22 protein-coding genes are annotated in these 22,473 nt (G+C 38.8%); 13 read left to right on the forward strand and 9 right to left on the reverse strand.

Features of this window, described 5'->3' with window-relative positions; genetic code table 11:
• Positions 1 to 11 precede the first annotated feature (11 nt).
• The 3 genes from MNY28_RS03555 to MNY28_RS03565 form a co-directional block, all read right to left on the reverse strand.
• Positions 12 to 1,445 carry a porin gene (locus MNY28_RS03555; protein ID WP_346388932.1) on the reverse strand — a complete coding sequence of 478 codons (1,434 nt, stop codon included), beginning with the start codon at positions 1,443 to 1,445 and terminating at the stop codon, positions 12 to 14.
• Positions 1,446 to 1,636: 191 nt separating this feature from the next.
• On the reverse strand, positions 1,637 to 2,290 hold the full coding sequence (locus tag MNY28_RS03560) for a response regulator transcription factor (RefSeq protein WP_151900053.1): 654 nt from the start codon (positions 2,288 to 2,290) through the stop codon (positions 1,637 to 1,639).
• Entirely contained in the window at positions 2,290 to 3,483 is a 1,194-nt protein-coding gene (locus MNY28_RS03565; RefSeq protein WP_151900052.1) for a HAMP domain-containing sensor histidine kinase, read from the reverse strand. The genes MNY28_RS03560 and MNY28_RS03565 overlap by 1 nt, the downstream gene beginning before the upstream one ends.
• 124 nt (positions 3,484 to 3,607) lie before the next feature.
• Between MNY28_RS03565 and MNY28_RS03570 the strand changes: the two genes are divergently transcribed.
• From MNY28_RS03570 to MNY28_RS03630, 13 genes are all read left to right on the forward strand, one after another.
• Entirely contained in the window at positions 3,608 to 4,114 is a 507-nt protein-coding gene (locus tag MNY28_RS03570; protein WP_151900051.1) for a peptidylprolyl isomerase, read from the forward strand.
• Between the two features lie 127 nt (positions 4,115 to 4,241).
• On the forward strand, positions 4,242 to 5,327 hold the full coding sequence (locus MNY28_RS03575; RefSeq protein WP_346389037.1) for an epoxyqueuosine reductase QueH: 1,086 nt from the start codon (positions 4,242 to 4,244) through the stop codon (positions 5,325 to 5,327).
• A 50-nt stretch (positions 5,328 to 5,377) separates the two neighbouring features.
• On the forward strand, positions 5,378 to 5,827 hold the full coding sequence (gene fabZ / locus MNY28_RS03580) for a 3-hydroxyacyl-ACP dehydratase FabZ (protein WP_151900049.1): 450 nt from the start codon (positions 5,378 to 5,380) through the stop codon (positions 5,825 to 5,827).
• Between the two features lie 11 nt (positions 5,828 to 5,838).
• Positions 5,839 to 6,624, forward strand: coding sequence for an acyl-ACP--UDP-N-acetylglucosamine O-acyltransferase (lpxA, locus tag MNY28_RS03585; protein WP_151900048.1), 786 nt, complete (start codon positions 5,839 to 5,841; stop codon positions 6,622 to 6,624).
• A complete protein-coding gene (gene clpX, locus MNY28_RS03590) occupies positions 6,621 to 7,865 on the forward strand; it encodes an ATP-dependent Clp protease ATP-binding subunit ClpX (protein ID WP_151900047.1) in 1,245 nt (414 codons plus the stop codon). The genes lpxA and clpX overlap by 4 nt, the downstream gene beginning before the upstream one ends.
• A 10-nt stretch (positions 7,866 to 7,875) precedes the next feature.
• Complete coding sequence (locus MNY28_RS03595; protein ID WP_151900046.1) at positions 7,876 to 8,913, forward strand: rod shape-determining protein; 1,038 nt, start codon at positions 7,876 to 7,878, stop codon at positions 8,911 to 8,913.
• On the forward strand, positions 8,906 to 9,667 hold the full coding sequence (gene mreC / locus MNY28_RS03600; protein WP_346388933.1) for a rod shape-determining protein MreC: 762 nt from the start codon (positions 8,906 to 8,908) through the stop codon (positions 9,665 to 9,667). The genes MNY28_RS03595 and mreC overlap by 8 nt, the downstream gene beginning before the upstream one ends.
• Positions 9,664 to 10,413 carry a MipA/OmpV family protein gene (locus MNY28_RS03605; RefSeq protein WP_151900044.1) on the forward strand — a complete coding sequence of 250 codons (750 nt, stop codon included), beginning with the start codon at positions 9,664 to 9,666 and terminating at the stop codon, positions 10,411 to 10,413. Before mreC ends, MNY28_RS03605 begins: the two co-directional genes overlap by 4 nt.
• A 69-nt stretch (positions 10,414 to 10,482) precedes the next feature.
• The gene (carB, locus tag MNY28_RS03610) at positions 10,483 to 13,740 is read left to right on the forward strand and encodes a carbamoyl-phosphate synthase large subunit (protein WP_346388934.1); all 3,258 of its coding nucleotides are present in this window, start codon (positions 10,483 to 10,485) and stop codon (positions 13,738 to 13,740) included.
• Positions 13,701 to 14,174: a Sua5/YciO/YrdC/YwlC family protein gene (locus MNY28_RS03615; RefSeq protein WP_151900042.1), complete on the forward strand. Its 474-nt coding sequence runs from the start codon at positions 13,701 to 13,703 to the stop codon at positions 14,172 to 14,174. Before carB ends, MNY28_RS03615 begins: the two co-directional genes overlap by 40 nt.
• Complete coding sequence (locus MNY28_RS03620; RefSeq protein WP_151900041.1) at positions 14,171 to 14,617, forward strand: hypothetical protein; 447 nt, start codon at positions 14,171 to 14,173, stop codon at positions 14,615 to 14,617. The genes MNY28_RS03615 and MNY28_RS03620 overlap by 4 nt, the downstream gene beginning before the upstream one ends.
• A gap of 1 nt (position 14,618) precedes the next feature.
• Complete coding sequence (locus tag MNY28_RS03625; RefSeq protein WP_151900040.1) at positions 14,619 to 15,197, forward strand: hypothetical protein; 579 nt, start codon at positions 14,619 to 14,621, stop codon at positions 15,195 to 15,197.
• A 3-nt stretch (positions 15,198 to 15,200) separates the two neighbouring features.
• Positions 15,201 to 16,379 (forward strand): glutathionylspermidine synthase family protein, encoded by a 1,179-nt coding sequence (locus MNY28_RS03630; RefSeq protein ID WP_346388935.1) that lies wholly within the window; start codon positions 15,201 to 15,203, stop codon positions 16,377 to 16,379.
• Between the two features lie 33 nt (positions 16,380 to 16,412).
• Here the strand turns inward: MNY28_RS03630 and hemC are convergent, their stop codons facing one another.
• From hemC to MNY28_RS03660, 6 genes are read right to left on the reverse strand one after another with little or no spacing between them, the layout of a single operon-like run.
• Positions 16,413 to 17,372, reverse strand: a complete 960-nt coding sequence (gene hemC, locus MNY28_RS03635; RefSeq protein WP_346388936.1) for a hydroxymethylbilane synthase — start codon at positions 17,370 to 17,372, stop codon at positions 16,413 to 16,415.
• Complete coding sequence (locus MNY28_RS03640) at positions 17,372 to 18,205, reverse strand: thioredoxin domain-containing protein (protein WP_346388937.1); 834 nt, start codon at positions 18,203 to 18,205, stop codon at positions 17,372 to 17,374. Before MNY28_RS03640 ends, hemC begins: the two co-directional genes overlap by 1 nt.
• A complete protein-coding gene (locus MNY28_RS03645) occupies positions 18,159 to 18,590 on the reverse strand; it encodes an FxsA family protein (protein WP_346388938.1) in 432 nt (143 codons plus the stop codon). Before MNY28_RS03645 ends, MNY28_RS03640 begins: the two co-directional genes overlap by 47 nt.
• Complete coding sequence (locus MNY28_RS03650; RefSeq protein WP_346388939.1) at positions 18,591 to 20,294, reverse strand: proline--tRNA ligase; 1,704 nt, start codon at positions 20,292 to 20,294, stop codon at positions 18,591 to 18,593.
• A 3-nt stretch (positions 20,295 to 20,297) separates the two neighbouring features.
• Positions 20,298 to 21,578 carry a glutamyl-tRNA reductase gene (gene hemA / locus MNY28_RS03655; protein ID WP_346388940.1) on the reverse strand — a complete coding sequence of 427 codons (1,281 nt, stop codon included), beginning with the start codon at positions 21,576 to 21,578 and terminating at the stop codon, positions 20,298 to 20,300.
• Positions 21,578 to 22,465 carry a polyprenyl synthetase family protein gene (locus MNY28_RS03660; RefSeq protein ID WP_346388941.1) on the reverse strand — a complete coding sequence of 296 codons (888 nt, stop codon included), beginning with the start codon at positions 22,463 to 22,465 and terminating at the stop codon, positions 21,578 to 21,580. The genes hemA and MNY28_RS03660 overlap by 1 nt, the downstream gene beginning before the upstream one ends.
• Between the last annotated feature and the right edge of the window lie 8 nt (positions 22,466 to 22,473).

Consider the following 22,473-nt stretch of genomic DNA (forward strand, 5'->3'; position numbering starts at 1 on the left):
TTTTCCTTGTATTAGAAATTATAGTTTGCAATGAGTCTGTACTCATTCCAACCGGTGTCACTTCCTGGAGTTGCTTCCGCAAATTTTCTGGGAAAATTTCCGCGAAAACGAAGCTGCAGTTTTTCAACTGCTTTTGGGTAGTATTTGATGTCAAACCCAGCTTCTGTTGCTGTTCTTGCTATACCGTATCCGGAGTTTGCATCTGTATCAAAAGTGACATAATAGGCAGCAGTTGAAAGGTTGACTCCATGTTGTTTGAAGTTATAGACAGCAGCAACTTTTGTTGCTTTTGTTCCCGCTAAAAACATATGACGGGTCACCATACCTTGAGTATATGCCGGCATGCCGCCAAACTGTGTAAGTATCGCATTTTTGTAAGAATCATCTCCTGCATTGTTTGAAGATGTTTGGGAGTAGGCAATATATGCAGCAAAACCTTCATATTTTGCCCCGACTTTACCCGCCCAGTAAAAAGAATCTACCTCACCGGACCCTCCCAGCGGAGAGTACTGCATATATTTTCCGCCAACACTGTTTTGTTTAATCATCTGCACTTTTACAAACGGTTTTACATTGCTGTTGAGCAGACAGTTCCAGGAGACTCCTGTGTCAGCGTAGAGTGTATTGTAAAGATTCCATGCATAATCATTTGAGACATCTACATGAAAGTTTTTCGCTGTATATTTCAGTTGAATATTTGTAACACCGGCAGTTTTTCTTCCGGTTGTTGCAAGTCCCAAGTTCAGATACTCTCCGGTTTGTACTCCTGTTGAAGCATTGATCCCTCTTGAAGTGTACCCTGAAGTAGCGGCAAGTATTCCGCCGGCAGAATAGATATTTGAGAATGTTCCATAAGCGATTCTGTCTACATGTGCCATCTGAAGAGTAATATTTTTCACATCCTTGCTTACAAACTTGTATGCTCTGAAAGTATTTGGAAGCGTTCTTGCATCATCTGATCCCATCATTAAAGAGTCATATCTCTGATAACCAAGCTTGGCATCACTTTTTAGCCCATATTCACTGAAACTGTATCCAAGATATCCCTCACCTAGAATTGAATATGACTTGTATCCGGTTCCAAGAAGTGCCGGTGACTGGGCAGTGTGTTGCTGTATACCCAAATCCTGCACTGTATAAAAAGCCGCAGCCAACCGAATTCCGTTTAATGCAGCTGTTTCAAACTTGAGATGACCGCCTAAAACAGCAGCATCTCTGTGCGTATCTGCCCCTGAACCACCCTGATACTGTCTGTCCACATAAAACATTCTAATCTGACCGCTTGTTTTTCCTTTTGCAAACATGTCTTTTATGTCATCAGAAAGAACATGCACCTCTTGTTTCTCTTCAACACCGTGCTTTAACTTTATATTTACACCGTCGTAATCAGCATATACACTTGTCACCAATGCTGTAACAAACATACTTAATGCAATTTTTTTCATATAATCCTCCACTTTTAGATAAGTGCCTGACAAGAATAAATAACATAATTTAAATATGTCATTTATTCTTGTCAGGCACTTAAGATAATCATAAATCCAAAACATAGCATTAACGTAGCAATTCATATTTTTAACAAAAAATTGCAATTTAATCTCTGGCGTGTATCAATATGTAACAAACAATACCCTGCTCATTTTTCTATCATATATCCCATTCCTCTGACATTAACAATGATATCTTCTTTTAAACTTTTTTTCAGTCTGTTAATCTCTGCTCTTATGGTTGCATTATCTACGATTTGTTCATCCCATACATACATGCGAAACTGTTCAAAATCAACTATTCTGCTTCTGTTCCTGGCTAAAATATCTATAATTTGCGATTGTTTTTTTGTAAGAATCTGGGGAGTGTTCTGAAACAAAAGCGTATTGTTTTCCTGATCATACATATAGTTTTTTGAAAGCCTGAGAAAAACCAGAGGAATATCTTTGTCTGTTAAAATTCTGTCAATTTTCAAAGCAAGTTCTTTTAGGTGAAAGGGTTTTTTCAAGTAATCATAGCATCCCAGATCATAGGCACGGGAGATATCTTCTATATCTACCAGAGCGCTGATATAAATGCTGGGTGTATGAATTTTGATGGCATGAAGCTTTTCCAAAAGTGTCAATCCGTCTATATTTGGTACAGAGATATCCAAAATCAATAAATCATAGTCGTCTTTTTGAAGATTTTCAAATGCTTCAAGACCGTCTGTAAAACTTACAACAAGATGTCCCTGCTCCTGCAGATACTCCTGTATGGACTCGTTTAGCATTATTTCGTCTTCCAGTAAAAGAATTTTCATTATTCACCCATCATTTTAAATTTATATTCAAATGTAGTCAGTTTGTCAGTTGATGCAATATCTATGCTCACATTGTCTTCTTCACAAATATTTTTCACCAACTGCAGTCCCAATCCAAATCCTTTGACATTGTCATTTTCCCTGTAGTATGCATCAAAAATTTTCTCCGGATCTTTTATAATTTTAGACTTGCTTGATACACTAAACATTACATCTGCTCCTGTTTGCTTTACATGTAAGAAGACTGTTTCCTCCGGCAAAGTGTATTTGATGGCATTTGTAATAGTATTGTCTACAATACGCTGGAGTTTTGTTTCATTAAAATAAATATAAACCTTGTCCAAATCACTGCTGTATTTAAAATCAATTTTAGACAGATGTGCAACATCTCTAAAAAACTCTATCCGCATGCTGAGATACGAAACCAGTTCAATTGAAACTTTGGGATACGGCACCTGGTCTTTTTTTACCAAATAACTCAAATCATCATATATATTAAATATATTTTTTGCAGCCGCTTCTATTTTGGACAATTGTCTGTCCTTTTTATTTTTCATTTCATACAGTTCTATACTCGTCAAAATAACACTCAGAGGCGTGTTTGTTTCATGCACAGTGTAGCGTAAAAACTCTTTTTGTGCGGCCAGTATCTCTTCTGAAAACTTTTTTTCTTGTAAAAGTTTTGCATTTGCCTGTTCTAAATACAATGTTTTCTTTTGTACCTTTTTTTCAAGAATAAGATTGATCTCTTTTAATGATAGCTTTTGCTGATTTATTGTCTTTACCATTTCATTTGCATACAGAACCATCTCTTTAAATTCTTTAAAAAAAATCTCATCAGGACTCAGCAATGCTTCCCTGTGTGCCGCATTTTTAAAAAAATTTAAAAATACATGCATATCATTTTGAATCAACGCATAAAATATCTTATACAACCCGAGCATGATTGCAAAAAGTATAAAAGAGAGTGTCACAATAGCCAAAGTGTTTTTTATCAGAAGCCTTTTGAGCTGTTTTTGTGTATCTCCGTAATCAGCCACACTGTGTTCCTGCCTGTAAAGCGCTTTTTCATAATCCTGATAATTTTCTTTTATCAGCAAATAGGCAAATATAATGACAAAAACCAATATGACAACAGTTGTGACGGTATTGGCCTGCTTGATAGTCAAAGATGTAAATCTGTTCTTTTGCATTTTTTATCCCTGTTTTTCTCAACAAAATTATACCGCTTTTAATTCCAAACTTAATTTTAAAAGCACAAGACATATTTATAAAAATTTAACTATAATAACAAAAAAATAAAATAAAGAGGTTTATATGTTTGGAAAAGCACAACTCAAAGAATACAATTTAAGCGAAGAAGAATTATCAAAACTGCAATATGCAAAAATCGTAACAAACAAAGGCGATATTTGGATTAAACTTTATCCGGAGGAAACACCAAATACCGTTGCAAACTTTGCACATTTGGCACAAACAGGATTTTATGACAATCTCAGCTTCCACCGTGTAATCCCCGGTTTTATGGCACAGGGCGGTTGTCCGCAGGGAACAGGAACAGGTGGTCCGGGCTGGTCTATAGCATGCGAAACCGATAAAAATACACATAAACATGTCAAAGGAACACTTTCTATGGCACATGCAGGACAAAACACAGGCGGCAGCCAGTTCTTTATCTGTTTTGTTCCCTGCCCGCATCTTGACGGTGTCCATACAGTTTTTGGCGGTATTGAAGAGAATGATGCTGAAAGCTTTGCGGTTTTAGATTCAATTGAAGGACAGGATGAGATCAAAACTATAGAGATTCACGAAAAAAGAGACTGATTTTTTCGCAAGCTCGGAACCGGCACTTCAGTGCCGGCTGTTGCAACAGCCTTGCCCCTCTCAGCCCGGACTGAAGTCCGCGTTTTGAAAAATACTCATAACCTAAAACATCTTTCAAGGAAAAACCATCTTAGTACATATTTGTTGCAGTGTTGACTCACACTTCTTTCTGGAAAAACTTCAAAAAGATTTTCCAGATGAAAAACTGACCGGCTTTTTTTACGACCCGAATATCCATCCCTATTCCGAATATCAGCTGCGCCTGCTTGATGTCAAGCGCTCCTGCAAAAAACTCGGCATAGAATTGATTGAAGGCGAATACGACTATGAAAGCTGGCTTGAAGCAGTTCGTGGACTGGAAAATGAACCTGAAAAAGGGGCTCGTTGTGAAGTCTGTTTTGACAAACGTTTCACAACAAGTGCAAAAAAAGCCCTCGAACTCGGTGAAAAAAAAATAACAACCACTCTGTTGGTAAGTCCGCTCAAGTCCCAGGAACAGCTCAAACGTGTCGGTGATGAATTTTATAAAAGTCACGGTGTTGAGTTTGTAGCCGTTGACTACAGAAGCGGCGGCGGGACACAGGATCAAAGCCGTGTCACAAAAGAAGAACAACTCTACCGTCAGGACTATTGCGGCTGTATTTTCGGGCTTACCATGCAGCGGGATCAGCAAAACAGACTGATGGATGAAATGTTTTCACCAATTTCAGGACAGACACTTCCTGCCTCGATTGAAGAACGTTTTTACATGTACACCAAAAGAAACGAACTGGAAGAGGAAGGCAAAGAGTACAGAATAATTAAACAAAAATTTCTCAACTATAGACAGTTTGGCTTTAAGCTCACAGCAGGAAAAAAAGAGAGCATAGAAGCTTATGCTATGAGTTATTCCACACTGCCGAGAAAAAAAGCACAGGGGCGCATAGAATTTTCACACAATGGTGTGTATTATTTTAATCGTGAAGAGATAAAATTTATCACTTTGCAAACCTACAATGACTTGGGCAAATCAACTTATAAATCTGTCAAAGAGCTTATTTACAACCCCTTGGACTTTGAAAAAGAACAGAGACTCAGAGCTGTTGTATCGGGCTCAAATTATGACATAACTCCCATAATAGTTGTCAAGGATATACCGGAGACAAAGCTTAGCATTGAATTGAATGCAAAAGTATATGAAGATACCAAAGAAAAACTTATTATCTTTTCTTAACAATAAATTAGATAAAATATCAAAAAAATATTGTTATAAGGTTTATAAATATGCTTATGGATGTTACAGAAATACAAAAAATTCTTCCTCACCGTTATCCTTTTTTGTTGGTTGACAGAGTTACTCAGCTAGAAAAAGGAAAATCGGTCACTGCTTACAAAAATGTCTCTATTTCAGAGCCTGTTTTTCAGGGACACTTTCCTGGCCATCCTATATATCCGGGTGTCATGATTTTAGAAGGCATGGCGCAAGCCGGCGGAATATTGTCATTTTTAAGTATGGGAGATTTGACGGAGGAAGAGATTGCAAACAAAGTAGTCTATTTCATGAGCATCGACAAAGCAAAATTCAGAACTCCTGTAAAACCGGGAGACAAACTCGAATACAGAATTTCTGTCATAAAACAAAAAGGTACTATCTGGATGCTTAAAGGTGAAGCATATGTTGATGACAAATTAGCAAGCGAAGCGGAACTCAAAGCTATGATAGTTGACAAGTAAAGGATTTATTTTTGTCTCAAATATCTCAACTTGCCGTTATTGAAGACGGCGCGACAATCGGGGAAAATGTTACAATCGGACCGTTTTGCTTTATCTCAAGTGAAGCAACGATTGGCAATGGAACAAGCATAGATGCAAACAGCTGTATTTACGGAAAAACAACTATCGGCAAAAACAACAAAATTTTTTCACATGCAGTCATCGGTTCAATTCCGCAGGATTTGAAATTCAACGGTGAAGATGTTGAACTTATCATCGGCGATAACAATACTATCCGTGAATTTACCCTTTTTAACCCTGGGACAAAAGGCGGCGGCGGAAAAACCATCATAGGCAACGACAACCTTTTTATGGGATACGTTCACCTCGGACATGATGTCATCATCGGCAATCACTGTATCTTGGCAAACGCGGCAACACTTGCAGGACATGTGGAACTTGGCAACTATGTTGTCATTGGCGGCATGACACCAATTCACCAGTTTGTCCATGTAGGCGATTATGCCATGGTGGGAGGCGCATCAGCTTTAGCACAGGATATTCCTCCTTTTTGTATGGCAGAGGGAAACCGTGCTTCGCTCAGAGGACTTAATTTAACGGGACTCAGAAGACATTTGTCAAGAGATGACATCAATGCCCTCAAATCAGCCTACAGAGAACTTTTTGAATCAGGCAGACCACTCAAAGATACAGCAAGCGAACTGCTGGAAAATTCAGACAATCATTATGTAACAGATTTATGTAACTTTGTCATTACAACAAAACGCGGAATTCCGTTTGAAAGGAAAAAAGTATGATACACAGACATTGCAGCTTTTGTGATGCAAGCGAAAGCGAACAAAACCCTCTTATAGCAGGCAACGGTGTTTACATTTGTAAAAACTGTGTTGTTTCAGCTTACAAAATAATGTTTGGTGATGAAAAAGAACTTGCAAAAGAGAACAACAGCGAACTTGTTGATGCAGTACACAAACTTATGACACCAAAAGAACTGGATGCTTTTTTGGGTGAGTATATTATAGGACAGGAAAGAGCAAGAAAGCTCCTGAGTGTTGCTGTTTATAATCACTACAAGCGTATATTTAAAATGCACAAATCAGATGAAGATGATACAGAAATTTCAAAGTCAAACATTCTGCTTATCGGTCCTACAGGAAGCGGTAAGACACTTATGGCACAAACTATTGCACGAGTATTGAATGTCCCTATCGCCATTGCGGATGCAACAAGTCTGACAGAAGCCGGATATGTAGGTGAAGATGTTGAAAACATTTTGACAAAGCTCATTCAGGCAGCTGACGGTGATGTAGAACGGGCGCAAAAAGGCATCATTTTTCTTGATGAAGTTGACAAAGTTTCACGTATGAGTGAAAACCGCTCCATTACCCGCGATGTTTCGGGAGAAGGTGTCCAGCAGGCACTTTTAAAAATCATCGAAGGCTCTTCTGTCAATATTCCGCCAAAAGGGGGAAGAAAACATCCAAATCAGGAGTTTACAGCTATTGATACTACAAATATTTTATTTATCTGTGGCGGTGCCTTTGACGGACTTGAAGATATTTTAAAGCGCAAACAGGGCGAAAATGTTCTTGGTTTCGGACAGGAAAAGAAGACAAAAGAAGAGAAAAAACCTACATTTGACATGGTTGAACCGGATGACCTGGTTCATTACGGACTTATTCCTGAGCTTGTCGGACGTCTGCCTATCATTGCATCACTCAATGAAATCACTGAAGATGACATGGTACGCATTTTAACAGAGCCGAAAAACTCACTTGTAAGACAGTACAAAAAACTTTTTGCCATAGATGATGTGGAACTGAACTTTGAAGAAGATGCACTCCGTGCCATAGCAAAAAAGGCCATCAAAAGAAAAACAGGAGCACGGGGACTTCGCGCAATTTTAGAAGAGAGTATGATAGATATCATGTATGAACTCCCTGAATACAGCGGTTATGAAGTAATGATCACAAAAGAAGTCATTGAAAATGGCGAACAGCCTCTTTATATTAAGAAAACAACACAAAAAACAGCATAAGGCACAATAAATGATATTTAATAAAATAGTCGGACTTTTTTCAAATGACCTTTCTATCGACTTGGGAACTGCCAATACAATTGTCATAGCAAAGGGGCGCGGGATTATCATTAATGAACCTTCTGTTGTTGCTGTCAAAACCGAAAAATATGGACAACAGCGTGTACTCGCTGTCGGACATGAAGCAAAAGAGATGGTGGGAAAAACTCCGGGAAATATCAAAGCCATCCGTCCTATGCGTGACGGTGTTATTGCCGATTTTGACATGACTGAAAAGATGATTCGCAAGTTCATTGAAAAAGCACACGGAAGAAGTTCTTTAATATCTCCCCGTATTATCATCTGTGTGCCTTACGGCTTGACACAGGTTGAAAGAAAGGCTGTTCGCGAGTCTGCTTTAAGTGCCGGAGCACGCGAAGTTTTTCTCATAGAAGAGCCTATGGCAGCAGCTATCGGAGCCGGCATAGATATTCGGGAACCACAAGGGAATCTTGTTGTAGACATTGGTGGCGGTACAACTGAAATAGGTGTTGTCTCTTTGGGCGGTTTGGTACTCTCAAAGTCCATCCGTACAGCCGGAGATAAAATCGATCAGGGAATCGTCAACTATGTGAGAAAAAAATACAATCTCCTCATAGGAGAGAGAGTTGCCGAAGAGATTAAAATAAACATTGGAACAGCTGTAGAGCTTGACCAGGAACTTACGATGGTTGTCAACGGACGCGATCAGGTTGAAGGACTGCTGAGTTCAGTGGAACTGACAAGCGAAGATGCCAGAGAAGCAATGAAAGAGCCGCTTAAAGAAGTCGCCGAAGCACTACGGGATGTTTTAGAAAGAATGCCGCCTGATTTAGCCGGTGATATTGTAAACCACGGTATAATTTTGACGGGCGGCGGTGCTTTAATCCGTCAGCTGGACAAATATCTCTCAGATATCGTCAGAATTCCTGTTTTTGTCGCAGATGAACCTCTTTTAGCCGTTGCACGGGGAACAGGAAGAGCTTTAGAAGAGATAGACCTCCTGCAAGAACTTTTTGAGAATGAATAAAAAATCGTTTGTCTATTTTTTTATCTTGACAGCACTCTTTGTGGGTGCTTTATACTACAACAATCCTATTCAGTCTCCCATTGTTTCAGCACTCAACACCATAAAATCAAATTATCTTGACAGTATAGAATTTTTTAACAACAAAACAGACAAATATTTATTTCAGGCGCAGGAAATAGAGAATCTGAAAAACAGACTGAAAAAATATGAAAATAATCATCTTCTCCTGCAGCAACTCACTTCTGAACTCAAGGATTTGTACAAAGAAAACAACTCTTCACTCACAACAGATCCCAAAGTAGAGCTTGTCCGTGCAATATCGTATGAAAAATTTGGAAATATCAACAGATTATGGATGGATTTTCCAGAGTATAATGCCTCAAAAATTTACGGCTTAACCTACAAAGAGTTTGTTGCAGGAATAGTGATAGCAAAAAACAACAAACCTCTGGCACTGCTTAATTCTGACATAAAGAGTGCCTACTCTGTTTATGTAGGGAAAGAAAAAGCACCCGGTATTGCACATGGCAACAATGCCAAAAATATAGTTATCAATTTCATACCGGCCTGGTTCAGTATCAAACCCGGGGATGAAGTGATCACATCAGGTCTGGACAATATCTTTTTTAAAGGTCTCAAAGTAGGAAAGGTTCTTTCTGTTACAAGATCACAAGGCTATCAAAATGCTGTTGTTGAACAATATTACAAGGCGAATGAGCCGGGTTATTTTCATATAATAAGGAATCTAAAATGAAATATTTCATAATCTCAGTGTTGCTATTTTTACATCTTACAGCCCAAGAGAGCAAACAAGAACTTACAATCGGTGCCGGACCGTACTTTCAGAGTCAACCTTACAAAGAGGCTTCTGCCCTTGTTTTGCCTTCACCGGTAATATTTTTTGACAACTCTGTTGTATATGCAAGATGGAGCAGATTCGGTCTTTACTTTTTAGGAGACAAAAAAGCGGAATATTCCTGGGGGTTTTCCTTTACTGTACAGCCGAGAACACTTGGCTACAAGGCATCAGACTCAGTCTCTTTACAAGGAATGAGCGACAAAGACTCAACAATGGAAGGTGGTATTGCTTTTAGTGCCGGCTATAAAAACTCCAGCTATATTGAAGTAATGCTTTTGGCAGACATCCTCAACAAATATAATTCATGGGTCGGCAGTGTAGAAATTGGTGATAAGTACACAGCAGGTCAATTTACTTTTTATCCAAGTGCTGTACTCTTGTACCAACCCAGAAAATTTCTTGACTATTATTACGGAGTCAAAAATTCCGAAGCAACACTGCAGCGTCCTGCTTACATGCCAAAGGGAGGATTCTCATTTGCCGTGCAAACATATATTAAATACCCTCTGAGCAAAAAACTCGCAGCCCTTTTTAACATAAGAGCAGACAGAATTCCAAACAGTGCATACAACAGTCCTTTGGTGAACAACAAATTTATTTACTCTGGACTTGCCTCGCTTATCTACACTTTTACCTACTGACTAAACTCCTATTAAGTGCCTTTTGGCTATAATCTCTAAATTTATATAACCATATTTAAGAGGGAACAAATGCCAAAACGCACCGACATAAAAACTATTTTACTTATAGGTTCTGGCCCGATTATCATCGGTCAGGCCTGTGAATTTGACTACTCTGGAACACAGGCTGTTAAAACATTAAAAGAATTGGGTTACCGCGTTGTTCTCATCAACTCAAATCCTGCAACCATCATGACTGATCCTGAATTTGCAGACAGAACCTATATCGAACCTATCAAAGAAGATGTTATTGCAAAAATCATCAAAGATGAAAATGTAGATGCTGTTTTGCCGACTATGGGCGGGCAGACTGCACTCAATGTTGCAATGAGTATGTATGAAAAAGGGATGCTTGAAGGTGTAGAGTTTTTAGGTGCAAATCCTGAAGCAATCAACAAAGGCGAAGACAGACAGCTTTTTAATGAAGCGATGACAAAAATCGGTATGGATTTGCCAAAAAGCAGAAATGCCTATAGTGTTGAAGAGGCCATAGAAGTTGTCAAAGAGATAGGTTTTCCGGTCATCAGTCGTGCATCCTTTACACTCGCAGGCGGCGGTTCCGGTGTGGCGTATAATATGGAAGAGTTTAAAAAACTTGCCCAGGAAGGCATTTCAGCTTCGCCTGTCAATGAAATCGAGATTATGGAATCTATGCTCGGCTGGAAAGAGTATGAAATGGAGGTTATCCGCGACAAAGCGGACAACTGCATCATCGTATGTTCCATTGAAAACTTTGACCCTATGGGTGTGCATACGGGAGACTCTATTACGGTTGCCCCTGCATTAACATTGACAGACAAAGAGTATCAAAGAATGAGAGATGCCTCTTTCGCAATTTTACGTGAAGTCGGCGTTGACACAGGCGGTTCCAATGTTCAGTTTTCAATTGATCCGAAAACAGGACGCATGATTGTAATTGAGATGAATCCGCGTGTATCGCGTTCATCCGCACTGGCAAGTAAGGCAACAGGCTATCCTATTGCCAAAGTAGCCACCCTTTTAGCAGTCGGATTTACCCTTGATGAAATTGAAAATGACATCACGGGAACACCTGCAGCTTTTGAACCGGTTATAGATTATGTTGTTACAAAAATACCGCGTTTTACATTTGAAAAATTTCCTGAAGCACAAAGTACACTCAGCACATCTATGAAATCAGTCGGTGAAGTCATGGCAATCGGCCGTACGTTTAAAGAGTCTGTTCAAAAAGCACTCTGCTCCCTTGAAACAGGACTTTGCGGTTTTGATGACATTGAGGCGGATGATGAGTTTGTCAAGCATGAAATCCGTCGTCCCAATGCTGACAGAATTCTTTATGTTGCCGAAGGTTTTCGTCGCGGCATGAGTATACAGGAAATGTTTGACACCTGCCAGATTGATCCATGGTTCTTATATCAAATACAAGAGATGATGGAAACAGAAGCAACTGTCAGCGATAAAATCCTTTTTGATGAGGAGTTAATGCGAAAAGTAAAAGTTGACGGTTTTTCTGACAAAAGAATTGCACAGCTTATAGCAAAAAATTCTCAAGAAACAGTGAGTGAAGACCTGGTCTATGAAGCAAGAAAAAAGCTTGGCATCAGTCTGGAGTATAATGAAGTTGACACCTGTGCCGCTGAGTTTGAAGCACTCACTCCTTATCTCTACTCAACAACAAACATTACAAAACTGCCAAATATTACCAATCGTCAAAGCGACAAACAAAAAGTGCTTATTTTAGGCGGCGGACCAAACAGAATCGGACAGGGGATTGAATTTGACTACTGTTGTGTACATGCGGCATTTGCACTTAAAGAGATGGGCATAGAGACTATTATGTATAACTGCAACCCCGAAACGGTTTCTACCGACTATGACACATCTGACGTTCTTTATTTTGAACCGATAGATTTTGAACATGTAAGAGAAGTGATAGAAAATGAAAATCCTGATGGTATCATTGTTCATTTCGGTGGACAGACTCCACTCAAACTTGCTGATTCTTTAACAAAAATCGGTGCAAAAATTTCAGGAACTCCATCATCCGTCATTGATTTGGCAGAAGACAGAGAGCAGTTTAGTGATTTTGTAAAAGCACACAATCTTAAACAGCCTGCAAACGGTTTGGCACGTACAAAAGAAGAATCATTTATTATAGCCGAAAGACTGGGCTATCCTGTTCTTGTTCGTCCTTCCTTTGTGCTCGGCGGACGCGGCATGCGTATCGTATATAGCGAAGATGAGCTGCGTCAATACATGGATCTTGCCATTTCTGTCTCCAACGAAGCCCCTGTCTTGGTAGACAAATTTTTGGATCAGGCAATTGAGCTTGATGTGGATTGTATCTGTGACGGCAAAGATGTCTACATCGGTTCTGTTATGCAGCACATCGAAGAGGCAGGAATACACTCGGGAGATTCGGCATGTTCACTGCCTCCCATGAATTTGACACAGGATATGATAGAAAAAGTTGAGCAGCAGACAAAAGTCATCGCACTCGGCCTTGGCGTTGTCGGACTGATGAATGTACAGTATGCAATTTATCAGGATGAAATTTATCTTATTGAAGTCAATCCTCGTGCTTCACGTACAGTTCCTTTTGTCTCAAAAGCAACCGGTATGCCTCTTGCAAAAGTAGCCACACGTGTTATGATGGGCAAAGACTTAAGAAGCTCATTAGCCTACTATGACAAATATGAAATAGTTGAAGAGCACAACGGTCTGCTTCGTCCTCGCCTCAAAGGGCATGTATCTGTCAAAGAAGCAGTATTCCCTTTCCATAAACTTTACGGTGCCGATTTGGTACTGAGTCCTGAGATGAAATCTACGGGTGAAGTAATGGGTATCAGTAAAAACTTCGGGGTAAGTTTTGCAAAAGCACAACTCAGTGCAGGAAATAATATTCCGACAGGCGGAACATGTTTCCTCTCTTTTGTTGATACAGATAAAAAACATGCTCCTGAAATAGCAAAAGGGCTGGTTGAACACGGCTTCAAACTTGTTGCAACAAAAGGGACACAAAAGGCCATAGAAGAAGCGGGTATAGCATGTGAAGTGGTTTTAAAAATTTCAGAAGGCCGTCCAAATATTGAGGACAGCATGAAAAATGATGAAATAGCAATGGCAATTAATACATCTGACAACAACACATCAAAAAAAGATGCTGTTGTCATTCGCCAAGAAGTGCTTAAAAGAAGTATTCCTTACTTTACAACACTCAGTGCAGCAAGAGCACTGATACTCGCACTCGATGAAATGGAAGATGAAAAATGGTCAAGCTCAACAGCCCTGCAAGATTTTTTAGTATAAAAACAAATATTATTCTCTCACAAACCGACACTACTGTCGGTTTTTTATCCCAGGATGCACCTAAGCTGTGTGCAGTAAAATCACGTCCAAATACCAAACCTTTCATTGTTGTTTATAAAAACTTCCAAGCACTGAAGAAAGACCATAAAAGAGTACCAAACACTCAGAAAAACAGAGTCAGACGCCTTAAAAAAACAACCTTTATAGTAAAAAACCATGCTTTTCGGGTTGCAGAAGATGTGGCAGACTCTTCTTGTTTGAGACAAAAGGAATGGACATACTCCACATCTGCCAATGAAAGCGGTAAAAACTTTTCAAGAACTTTTTGTGAGCAAAAAGCTGATATAATAATAGAAAACAAGAAAGGACTCTTTGAAGGTCAGGCTTCAAAACTCTATAAAATCAACCATAAAAAAATAAAGAGGTTACGATGAGCAAACTGTTCCAGGCACTGCTAAGCGGTATGTTTTTTACATTCATACTTGATTTTTTCATTATATTAGGCGTGAAACTGAATTATATCGATTTTTATGGTGTACATGTATACTACAATATTTTATTTGCAGATCATCAAAATTTCTTTTTGTTTTTATTTTTTTCTATACTTCTTGGCTATTTGGTAGTTTATGCCAGCACAAAAACAGCACTGATTGTTATAGGTTCTCTCTTTGTCCTCTCTTTTGCAACGCTTATTCCTCCTATAGGAAAAAGCATTGGAGAAATGATGCTTATGAAAAAAAACATTACACTCAAAACGGATAAATTTTTCTATCATGGTGATCTCTACTATGATGGAAGAAAAAATGTAACATTTTACGATTATGAACTAAAAAAAGTTATAATTCTAGATAAAAATAAAATTCGAGGTCAATATTAGCATGAAACATATTTCTTCAATTGCCAGCGGTGTTGTATTAGGAACTGCAGGTGTTTTAATGATGAGTACGCTTACAGGATGTGAGCAAAAACAACAAGAAGCACAAAATAAATTTTTGGTTATAGAACAACAGCCAAACGGAAAGTATAAAGTTGTCGAAGAGATGCCGACACAGGGCCCTTCACGTGCAATCATCAGAGAACGTGATGAATTTGGCAGAGTAACAGAGCGTTTTATGAACGAAGAAGAGATGAAAGCTTTGGCTGCACAAGAGTATCAAAAAGTACAAAATGGTACGAGCGAAACACTTCAAGATAATTCAGGCAGTGCAGGTATGGGACTTGCCGGTACTATTTTAGCCGTTGCGGCAGGAAGTTTGCTCGGAAATATGATAGGCAATGCGCTGATGAACAACAAAAGGTTTTCCAGAAATGCAAGCAGTGTCAACAGAAGTGCCTACAGCCGTTCGGCAGCAGGCAAGGCAGCAAGAAAATCAACAAGCAGCAGAAAAAGCTTCTTTGGCGGCACTTCAAGAAGCTCGAGCTACAGCAGAAGCAGTGGCGGATTTTTTGGAGGCTGACACATGATAACTACACAAAAACTGAGTCCAATAGATGATGAAACCTTAGAAGAGATAGGCTTTACCTGGCATACTGATTCTGACGGCAGCAAGTATGTCAGCGATGAGCTTGTAGAAGTGACCCAAGAAGAAGCAGAGGCCTATTATGAGGCAGCAAATACTCTTTATGACATGTATGTCGAAGCAGCCGAATATGTCATCAGCAATGATCTCTTTTTTGATTTGGGCATTCCTTTCAACCTTATAGAGAGTATTAAAAAAAGCTGGGAAAACGATGTCCATTGGCATATTTACAGTCGTTTTGATTTAGCCGGCGGTATTGACGGACAGGATATTAAGCTTATAGAATTTAATGCCGACACCCCTACGGCGCTTTTTGAGACTGCACTTTTACAATGGGCAATTTTAAAATCCAATGATATGGACGAAGAGCGTCAGTTTAACAATGTATATGAGGCCATCAGTAACAATTTTAAAAGACTCGTTACACTCTTTGATGACACAGACAAATTTGAAGAATTCTATGACGGCTGGAAAATACTTTTTTCTTCTGTTGAAGGCAATGACGAAGAAGAAGCCACCACAAAACTGCTCCAGCAGATGGCAACAGATGCCGGATTTGTTACAAAGTTTGAGTTTTTGCAGAATGTCCGCTTTGATGAAGATGGCATTTATGACAGTAATGACATAAATTATGAGTACTGGTTCAAACTCTATCCGTGGGAAGACATTGCAGTTGATGAGCCGGAACTCGCCACCACACTCACAAATATCATCCAAAACCAAAAAGCCATTATTTTAAACCCTGCCTATACTTTACTCTTTCAGTCAAAAGGAATGATGGCAATTTTATGTGAACTGTTTCCAGATTCGCCTTACCTTCTTAAAACCTCTTTTGAACCGCTTCAAGGACTCAAGCAAGTTGAAAAACCTGTTTTTGGACGCGAAGGTGCCAATACAAAGATTATCGAAGCAAACGGAAGTATCAGCATTCAGACTGAAGGTCCCTATGCGAATCATAAAAAAATCTACCAGGAGTATGTAGATTTTCCAAAAGATGTTCATGGAAAAAAATATCAGGCAGGTGTTTTCTTTGCCTATGAAGCCTGTGGACTGAGTTTTAGAAAAGGCGGAGATATTTTAGACAATATGAGTAAATTTGTAGGCCATGTTATAGTATAAACACTCAAAAAATAATTTCTGAGTGTTTGTACTTTACAATCTTTGTGGCATTTCATCTTTAAAAGCAGTTTTTTCTGCTTCTTTTAATAACTCCAGTGCACCTTTATCTATCATCTTTTGGGCAAGCTCTTTGCCTAAATTTTTACTTTCCTCTATACTTCTTACGATTTTTTCCTGCATAATATGTGTTCCGTTTGGAAAGCCAAGCATAACTCTAAAAACAACATTATCATCTTCTATAACAGCATTACAGGCAACAGGAGCCGAACATCCCGCTCCGATTTTTGATATAAAATCTCTCTCAATCTGTGTACATGTAAAGGTATCTTCATCATTGAGACTTTGTGCAATTACCCGTACCTGTTCATTGCCGGTTACAATTTCAATACCCAAGGCAGCCTGCCCCATCGGCGGTATCATCATATCAAGAGAAAGTTTTTGGGTATAGGGAATATCTTTGAGCAAATCAAGTCTGTTGAGTCCTATCCATGCCAAAATTATCGCATCATACTGCCCTTCTTGTAACTTTCTCAGACGTGTATTGACATTCCCTCTCAAATCTTTGACTTTTAAATCAGGTCTTTTTTGCAAAAGTTGCATTCTACGGCGCAGACTCGTTGTCCCAACCACTGCTCCCTCCGGCAAATCTTCAAGTGTTTTGTAAGTATGTGACAAAAAAACATCACTTTGGTCTTGACGTTGCGTCACAGCTGCAAGTTCCAAACCATCGGGAATATATGTCGGTACATCTTTTAAACTGTGTACAGCAAGCTCAGCATTGCCTGAGAGCATCTCATCTTCAAGCTCTTTTGTGAAATGCCCTTTTCCGCCGATGAGAGCCAAAGGTTTATCCAAAACCTTATCGCCGTTACTTACTATTTTATTAAGCACTACTTCTATTTCAGGAAAACTTGCTTCAACTCTTTCCTTAATATGATATGCCTGCCAAAGTGCCAAGTCTGAAACGCGTGTTGCTATTGTTAATTTTTGCATTACTTCACTTTTAGGTATTTTTTCTTTGTGTTATCTACAGAACCGTCAAGATAAACCGTCGGTGTTCCACCAACCATAAGATCAATGGCTACAAGTCTGTCGTGGTTAAACTGCTTGATTACACTGGGATTTTGAATATCTTCAGGTGTAATATTTGTCCCTTCTGCTTTATTAAATGCTTCAAGAATTTTTTTGACATTTTTTTCTCTTGGATTGATTGAAACATTATAAAGTTTTAATACAACATCTTTTACACCTTGATGTTCTGCGGCAATTGCTGCTTTGACCAGTGTTACTGAAGCGGGATGAATTCTTTCGAGTGGAAAATGATAGTAATATACAGCAAATTTTTGGGGTTCTTTTTTCATATCTTTAATCGCCCCTGGTACAAATCCTCTACAAAAAGGACACAGTGGGTCTGAAAAAATGACTATTTTGTGTTTCGCATTGGCATTGCCGTAAATCAAATTTTCTTTTGCATAATGCCTGGCTTTTACTGTTGGTTTAACCTTGTCGACAAGACTTTCTCCTGTACTTATATCTGTCAAATCTTTTGTAATCATCTTTCCGTTTGAAAACCAAATCATTTTTTGGCGAATTACCTGCTTTGGCTTGTTTTTCAAAACAGCTTTCACATTAACAATATAGGCATTCCATTTTGGAAGTTGTTTGAGTGGTGTAACATCCTCCACTTTTACATCTACTGATTTGAGTCTTGGATTTTCACTAAACTTGTCTTCTAAAAAATATTCTATATTTTCACTTGCGTTACTTGCATAGAGAAAACTACTTAAGAGCAGAGTCGTGCTCAATAATTTCAACATCAATGACATCTGAATCCTTTGTTATATTATTTTGTTCCTCAAAAGAAGAATTACATTTTCCTGATTTTACATTATAACGGTTAACAATCATACTCGTAAAAACACCAAACTGCATAAGTATACCTAATATGTCTGTTAAAAATCCAGGAATAATCAGCAGTATAGCACCAATCAGGGTAAAAAGATTTAATTTTTGAAACTGCTCGAGATCAATACAGTTATAAGAGACTGCCGTCATATTTTCAATCAAACTTTTTCTGAAATTCACTAAAATTGATATCCCTATAAATGCAGTAAAAAGAATCTCAAAAAAAGTGGCAAGCCCTCCTATAGCAGAAGAAATCTGCACAGAGACAAGCACTTCCAAAAAAAGGTAGAGTAAAAAATAAATCATTTAAATCAGTTCCATAATTTTATCAAATATCTCTTCTCTCTTGATATCTCTTTTTTCTTTTGTTGCTCTGTCAAAAATCTGCACATGTCCATTTTGCAACTCTTTACCGATAACAACCGTATACGGGAATCCGATAAGTTCCGCATCTTTCATTTTAAATCCAAAACGCTCTTTTCTGTCATCGAGCATTACCTCTACATTTGCATCCTGCAGCTGCTTATAAAGTTGTTCGCCTGCTTGCACCTGCGCCTCATCTTTGATGTTACTTATCATAATATTTACCATATACGGTGCTGTCTCTTTTGTCCAGATACAGCCATTTTCATCATGATGCTGCTCTACAACTGCTGCTACAAGGCGTGAAACACCCATTCCGTATGTTCCCATAATAAAAGGCTGTGCTTTTCCGTTCTCATCTAAAAACTCGGCTTTTAAAGCTTCAGAATAAGTCGTTCCAAGTTTAAAAATATGTCCTACTTCTATACCTTTTGTAAAAGAGAGTTCACCGTCACAGTACGGGCAGATATCCCCCTCATTTACTTCTGCTATATCTGCGAAATAAGCAGCATTACTGAGCACTGACAAATCTACCCCTATAAAGTGATAATCTACTTCATTTGCCCCACAGATTAAATTTGTGGCATCTTTTAAATCACTGTCAATGACATGTTTTGCCTTGTCTTGATCAAGCGGCCCTATAAAACCGGGAATCAGCCCTGTCTCTTTGAGTTCTTCTTCTGTCACATCCACAATATCAAGCGCTTCTGTTGCATTGAGTGCTTTTACTTCCTGAAGATTATCGCATCCGCGTACAAAGAAAAGAACAATTTCACTTGCATCTTCATATATAACTTTTTTTGCAACACATTTAACCGTATAATAAGGGTCAATTTTGAAAAACTCTGCAAGTTCATCTATTGTTTTTATCTCTGGTGTTTTAAACTTATTAAAAGAAGCTTCAGGAGCTTCAGGAATATTTGAGCGTTTGCTTCTTGAAGCTGCTTCTATATTGGCACCGTATTCACACTTTGAACAAACAGCAATTGTGTCTTCACCACTCTCTGCCAAAACCATAAGCTCTTTGGAACCGCTTCCACCAATGGCACCACTGTCGGCTTCCACCACTCTGAAATCCAGTCCCATACGAGAAAGTATCTTTTTGTAGGCTGCTTCCATTGCATCAAATTCTCTGTCTAAATCCTCTGCAGTAGCATGAAAAGAGTAGGCATCCTGCATAATAAACTCACGGCCACGCATAAGCCCGAAACGAGGACGGGCCTCATCACGGAATTTTGTCTTAATCTGATACAGATTTAATGGCAGATTTTTATAAGATGTCACACGGTTCCGGACAACATCAACCATCATCTCTTCATGTGTAGGTCCAAGTACGAAAAGGTTGTTTTTTCTATCGTGAAAACGAAGCAGTTCTTTACCGAACTTTTCTATTCTTCCACTCTCCTGCCACAACTCTGCGGGTGTTACAAAAGAGAGTTCCACTTCCTGGGCACCTACTTTTGTCATCTCTTCATTAATGATATTTTCTATTTTTTTAATCACTCTTTTTGCTAATGGCAGATAATTATACAACCCTGCAGCAACCTGTGTAATAAATCCTGCACGAGATAAAAATATATGACTCGGAAGTGTAGCATCTGATGGTGCCTCTTTGGTTGTCGGTATAAAAGCTTTACTTCTTCTCAAATTTTAATCCTTTTTTAAATGGTGTTTGTATTGGTCTGGAATATTGTCATGTTCATCATTAAGAATATACTGCATTGCTCCGGTGACAGAATCACTTTTGGCTTCATGCGAGGCTGCACGCATCTTTTTTGTCATATCATGCAAAAATCTTTTGATTGCCTGATGCGCCATTTTTTGTGCTTGCATTTCATATTCCTGAGGCAGAAAACCTTTTTTAATTGCACGTTTTGTCTCTTCCTGTGCGGCTTTTTCGGCTTTTTTATAAATCTCTTTTATGATAGGTTCCACATTGAGTGTATCAAGCCACTCATAAAATTCCACAACACTTCGTCCTACAATTCCGTGCGCCTGTCTTACATACTGTTCTCTTTGTGCTTTGTTTGCATCTACAATATCTTTTATATCATCCACAACAAAAAGAAAAATATTTTCTCTGTTTTTTATATCAATATCTCTTGGGACAGCCAGGTCAAACCAGAATCTTTCAAAATCTACATCTTCTATAAGTTCGTTGGTAATTATAGGATAAGAAGAACCTGTAGCAGTAAATATAATGTCAAATTCGTTAACCGCTTTGTCCAGGTCTCCAAATTCATATACTTCCGCATTGCACTCTTGTGCCAAAGTCTGGGCTTTTTGCTTTGTTCTGTTTGCAATAAAAGTTTCCACCCCGTCCGAGACAAGGTGTTTTGCGCAGATTTCACTCATTTCACCTACACCAATCACAAGTGCTTTTTTTTCACGTAAATTTTGAACCTTTTCTTTAATCTGTTTTATTGCTACAGAAGCCACAGAAACCGGTTTTGAGGATATATCAGTGAGATTTCTTACCTTTGCAGCACATTTAAACGCATGAGAGAGTGCTCGTGACATTTTCTTATCCGAATAACCGCGTTCATGAGAGAATTTAAAAGCATCTTTTAACTGTCCGGCAATCTGTGTCTCACCGACCACCATAGAGTCTATAGAACTTGCAACCGCAAAAAGATGATGAATAGCACTGCTGTCATCAACTATCTCAGCAGTTTTTCGTAAAACCTCTTCTGACAAACCACCTTTAAATGCCAGTAACTTCATCATATGTTCTGTTGCTTCTTCAATGTCACTGCAGCATACATACAACTCCATACGGTTACATGTAGCCAGCATGACAGCTTCACTGATATTAGGCGACTTGAGCAGTCTTTGCAGACATGCCTCTTTCTCTTCATCCGTATAGGTGAATTTTTCTCTCAGTTCCAAATCACTGTTTTTATGGGAGAGACTTACAATTAAATAATGCATCAATAACTTCTTTGTATCATTGTATCTAAAATGGCAACTAAATCTTTATCTTCGTGCAAAGCAATCTTCGCCTCGTTTGAGAGTTTCTGTGCCAGTTCAAAAGATTTTTCTATCGTTTTATGTTCTTGCATTTTCTTTTTCATCCATAAGAGTTCTTCTTCCGTAGGTTTTTTCGCATGCAGAGATAGAAGCTTTTCCTGATCTTTTGCTTCAAGTGCATTATAAAGATAAATATACGGCAAAGTACATTTCCCCTCTACATAATCATTCATCGCAGGTTTTCCAAGCGTTGCTTCGTCTGCTGTAATATCAAGAATATCATCTATAATTTGAAATGAAAGTCCTAAGTTACGTCCGTAAAGAGCATATTTCTCTGCATCTTTTCCCGCTAGCAGAGCACTCGCTTTTGCAGCTGCTTCAATGAGTGTAGCAGTTTTGAGATAGAGCATATCAAGGTAACGCTCTTCATCACTGTTAAAACTTTCTGCCATTCTGACATCCATCATTTCGCCCTTTGAGAGTGCTGTAACCGATGAAGCAATTGTCTGTGCTACCGCTTTGTCAAAGGCAACAAGTTCCGTAAATGCTTTTGAGTATAAAATATCTCCAAGCATGACAGCTGTTTTGCTTCCGTCTGTTGCATTTACCGATGCTGCTCCGCGTCTTGTCATCGCATCATCAATAACATCATCATGTAAAAGTGAGGCAGCATGAATCAGTTCCACTATGGCGGCTAAAAGAGGAGCGTCCTTATGTTCTGGAGCAATTTTAAGAATAAGCTTTGCCCGAAGTCTTTTTCCGCCCTGCAGCATGGCAAACAGACGGGTCACTTCATCATAATCACACTCTTGTATCAATCTTTTTATTTGTGCTTCTACTCTTTGCATTTATCTCG

This window comes from Sulfurimonas sp. NWX367, from assembly GCF_039667065.1.
Classification (GTDB): domain Bacteria; phylum Campylobacterota; class Campylobacteria; order Campylobacterales; family Sulfurimonadaceae; genus Sulfurimonas; species Sulfurimonas hydrogeniphila.

Bases quoted from the DNA above. Each gene is read 5' to 3' on its own strand.
- MNY28_RS03640 (WP_346388937.1), bottom strand. From the start codon at position 18,205: ATGTCATTGATGTTGAAATTATTGAGCACGACTCTGCTCTTAAGTAGT.
- MNY28_RS03615 (WP_151900042.1), top strand. From the start codon at position 13,701: ATGGTCAAGCTCAACAGCCCTGCAAGATTTTTTAGTATAAAAACAAAT.
- MNY28_RS03630 (WP_346388935.1), top strand. From the start codon at position 15,201: ATGATAACTACACAAAAACTGAGTCCAATAGATGATGAAACCTTAGAA.
- MNY28_RS03560 (WP_151900053.1), bottom strand. From the start codon at position 2,290: ATGAAAATTCTTTTACTGGAAGACGAAATAATGCTAAACGAGTCCATA.
- fabZ (WP_151900049.1), top strand. From the start codon at position 5,378: ATGCTTATGGATGTTACAGAAATACAAAAAATTCTTCCTCACCGTTAT.
- MNY28_RS03660 (WP_346388941.1), bottom strand. From the start codon at position 22,465: ATGCAAAGAGTAGAAGCACAAATAAAAAGATTGATACAAGAGTGTGAT.
- clpX (WP_151900047.1), top strand. From the start codon at position 6,621: ATGATACACAGACATTGCAGCTTTTGTGATGCAAGCGAAAGCGAACAA.
- hemC (WP_346388936.1), bottom strand. From the start codon at position 17,372: ATGCAAAAATTAACAATAGCAACACGCGTTTCAGACTTGGCACTTTGG.
- MNY28_RS03645 (WP_346388938.1), bottom strand. From the start codon at position 18,590: ATGATTTATTTTTTACTCTACCTTTTTTTGGAAGTGCTTGTCTCTGTG.
- MNY28_RS03625 (WP_151900040.1), top strand. From the start codon at position 14,619: ATGAAACATATTTCTTCAATTGCCAGCGGTGTTGTATTAGGAACTGCA.
- MNY28_RS03570 (WP_151900051.1), top strand. From the start codon at position 3,608: ATGTTTGGAAAAGCACAACTCAAAGAATACAATTTAAGCGAAGAAGAA.
- MNY28_RS03595 (WP_151900046.1), top strand. From the start codon at position 7,876: ATGATATTTAATAAAATAGTCGGACTTTTTTCAAATGACCTTTCTATC.
- MNY28_RS03555 (WP_346388932.1), bottom strand. From the start codon at position 1,445: ATGAAAAAAATTGCATTAAGTATGTTTGTTACAGCATTGGTGACAAGT.
- mreC (WP_346388933.1), top strand. From the start codon at position 8,906: ATGAATAAAAAATCGTTTGTCTATTTTTTTATCTTGACAGCACTCTTT.
- MNY28_RS03565 (WP_151900052.1), bottom strand. From the start codon at position 3,483: ATGCAAAAGAACAGATTTACATCTTTGACTATCAAGCAGGCCAATACC.
- carB (WP_346388934.1), top strand. From the start codon at position 10,483: ATGCCAAAACGCACCGACATAAAAACTATTTTACTTATAGGTTCTGGC.
- MNY28_RS03620 (WP_151900041.1), top strand. From the start codon at position 14,171: ATGAGCAAACTGTTCCAGGCACTGCTAAGCGGTATGTTTTTTACATTC.
- MNY28_RS03605 (WP_151900044.1), top strand. From the start codon at position 9,664: ATGAAATATTTCATAATCTCAGTGTTGCTATTTTTACATCTTACAGCC.
- hemA (WP_346388940.1), bottom strand. From the start codon at position 21,578: ATGCATTATTTAATTGTAAGTCTCTCCCATAAAAACAGTGATTTGGAA.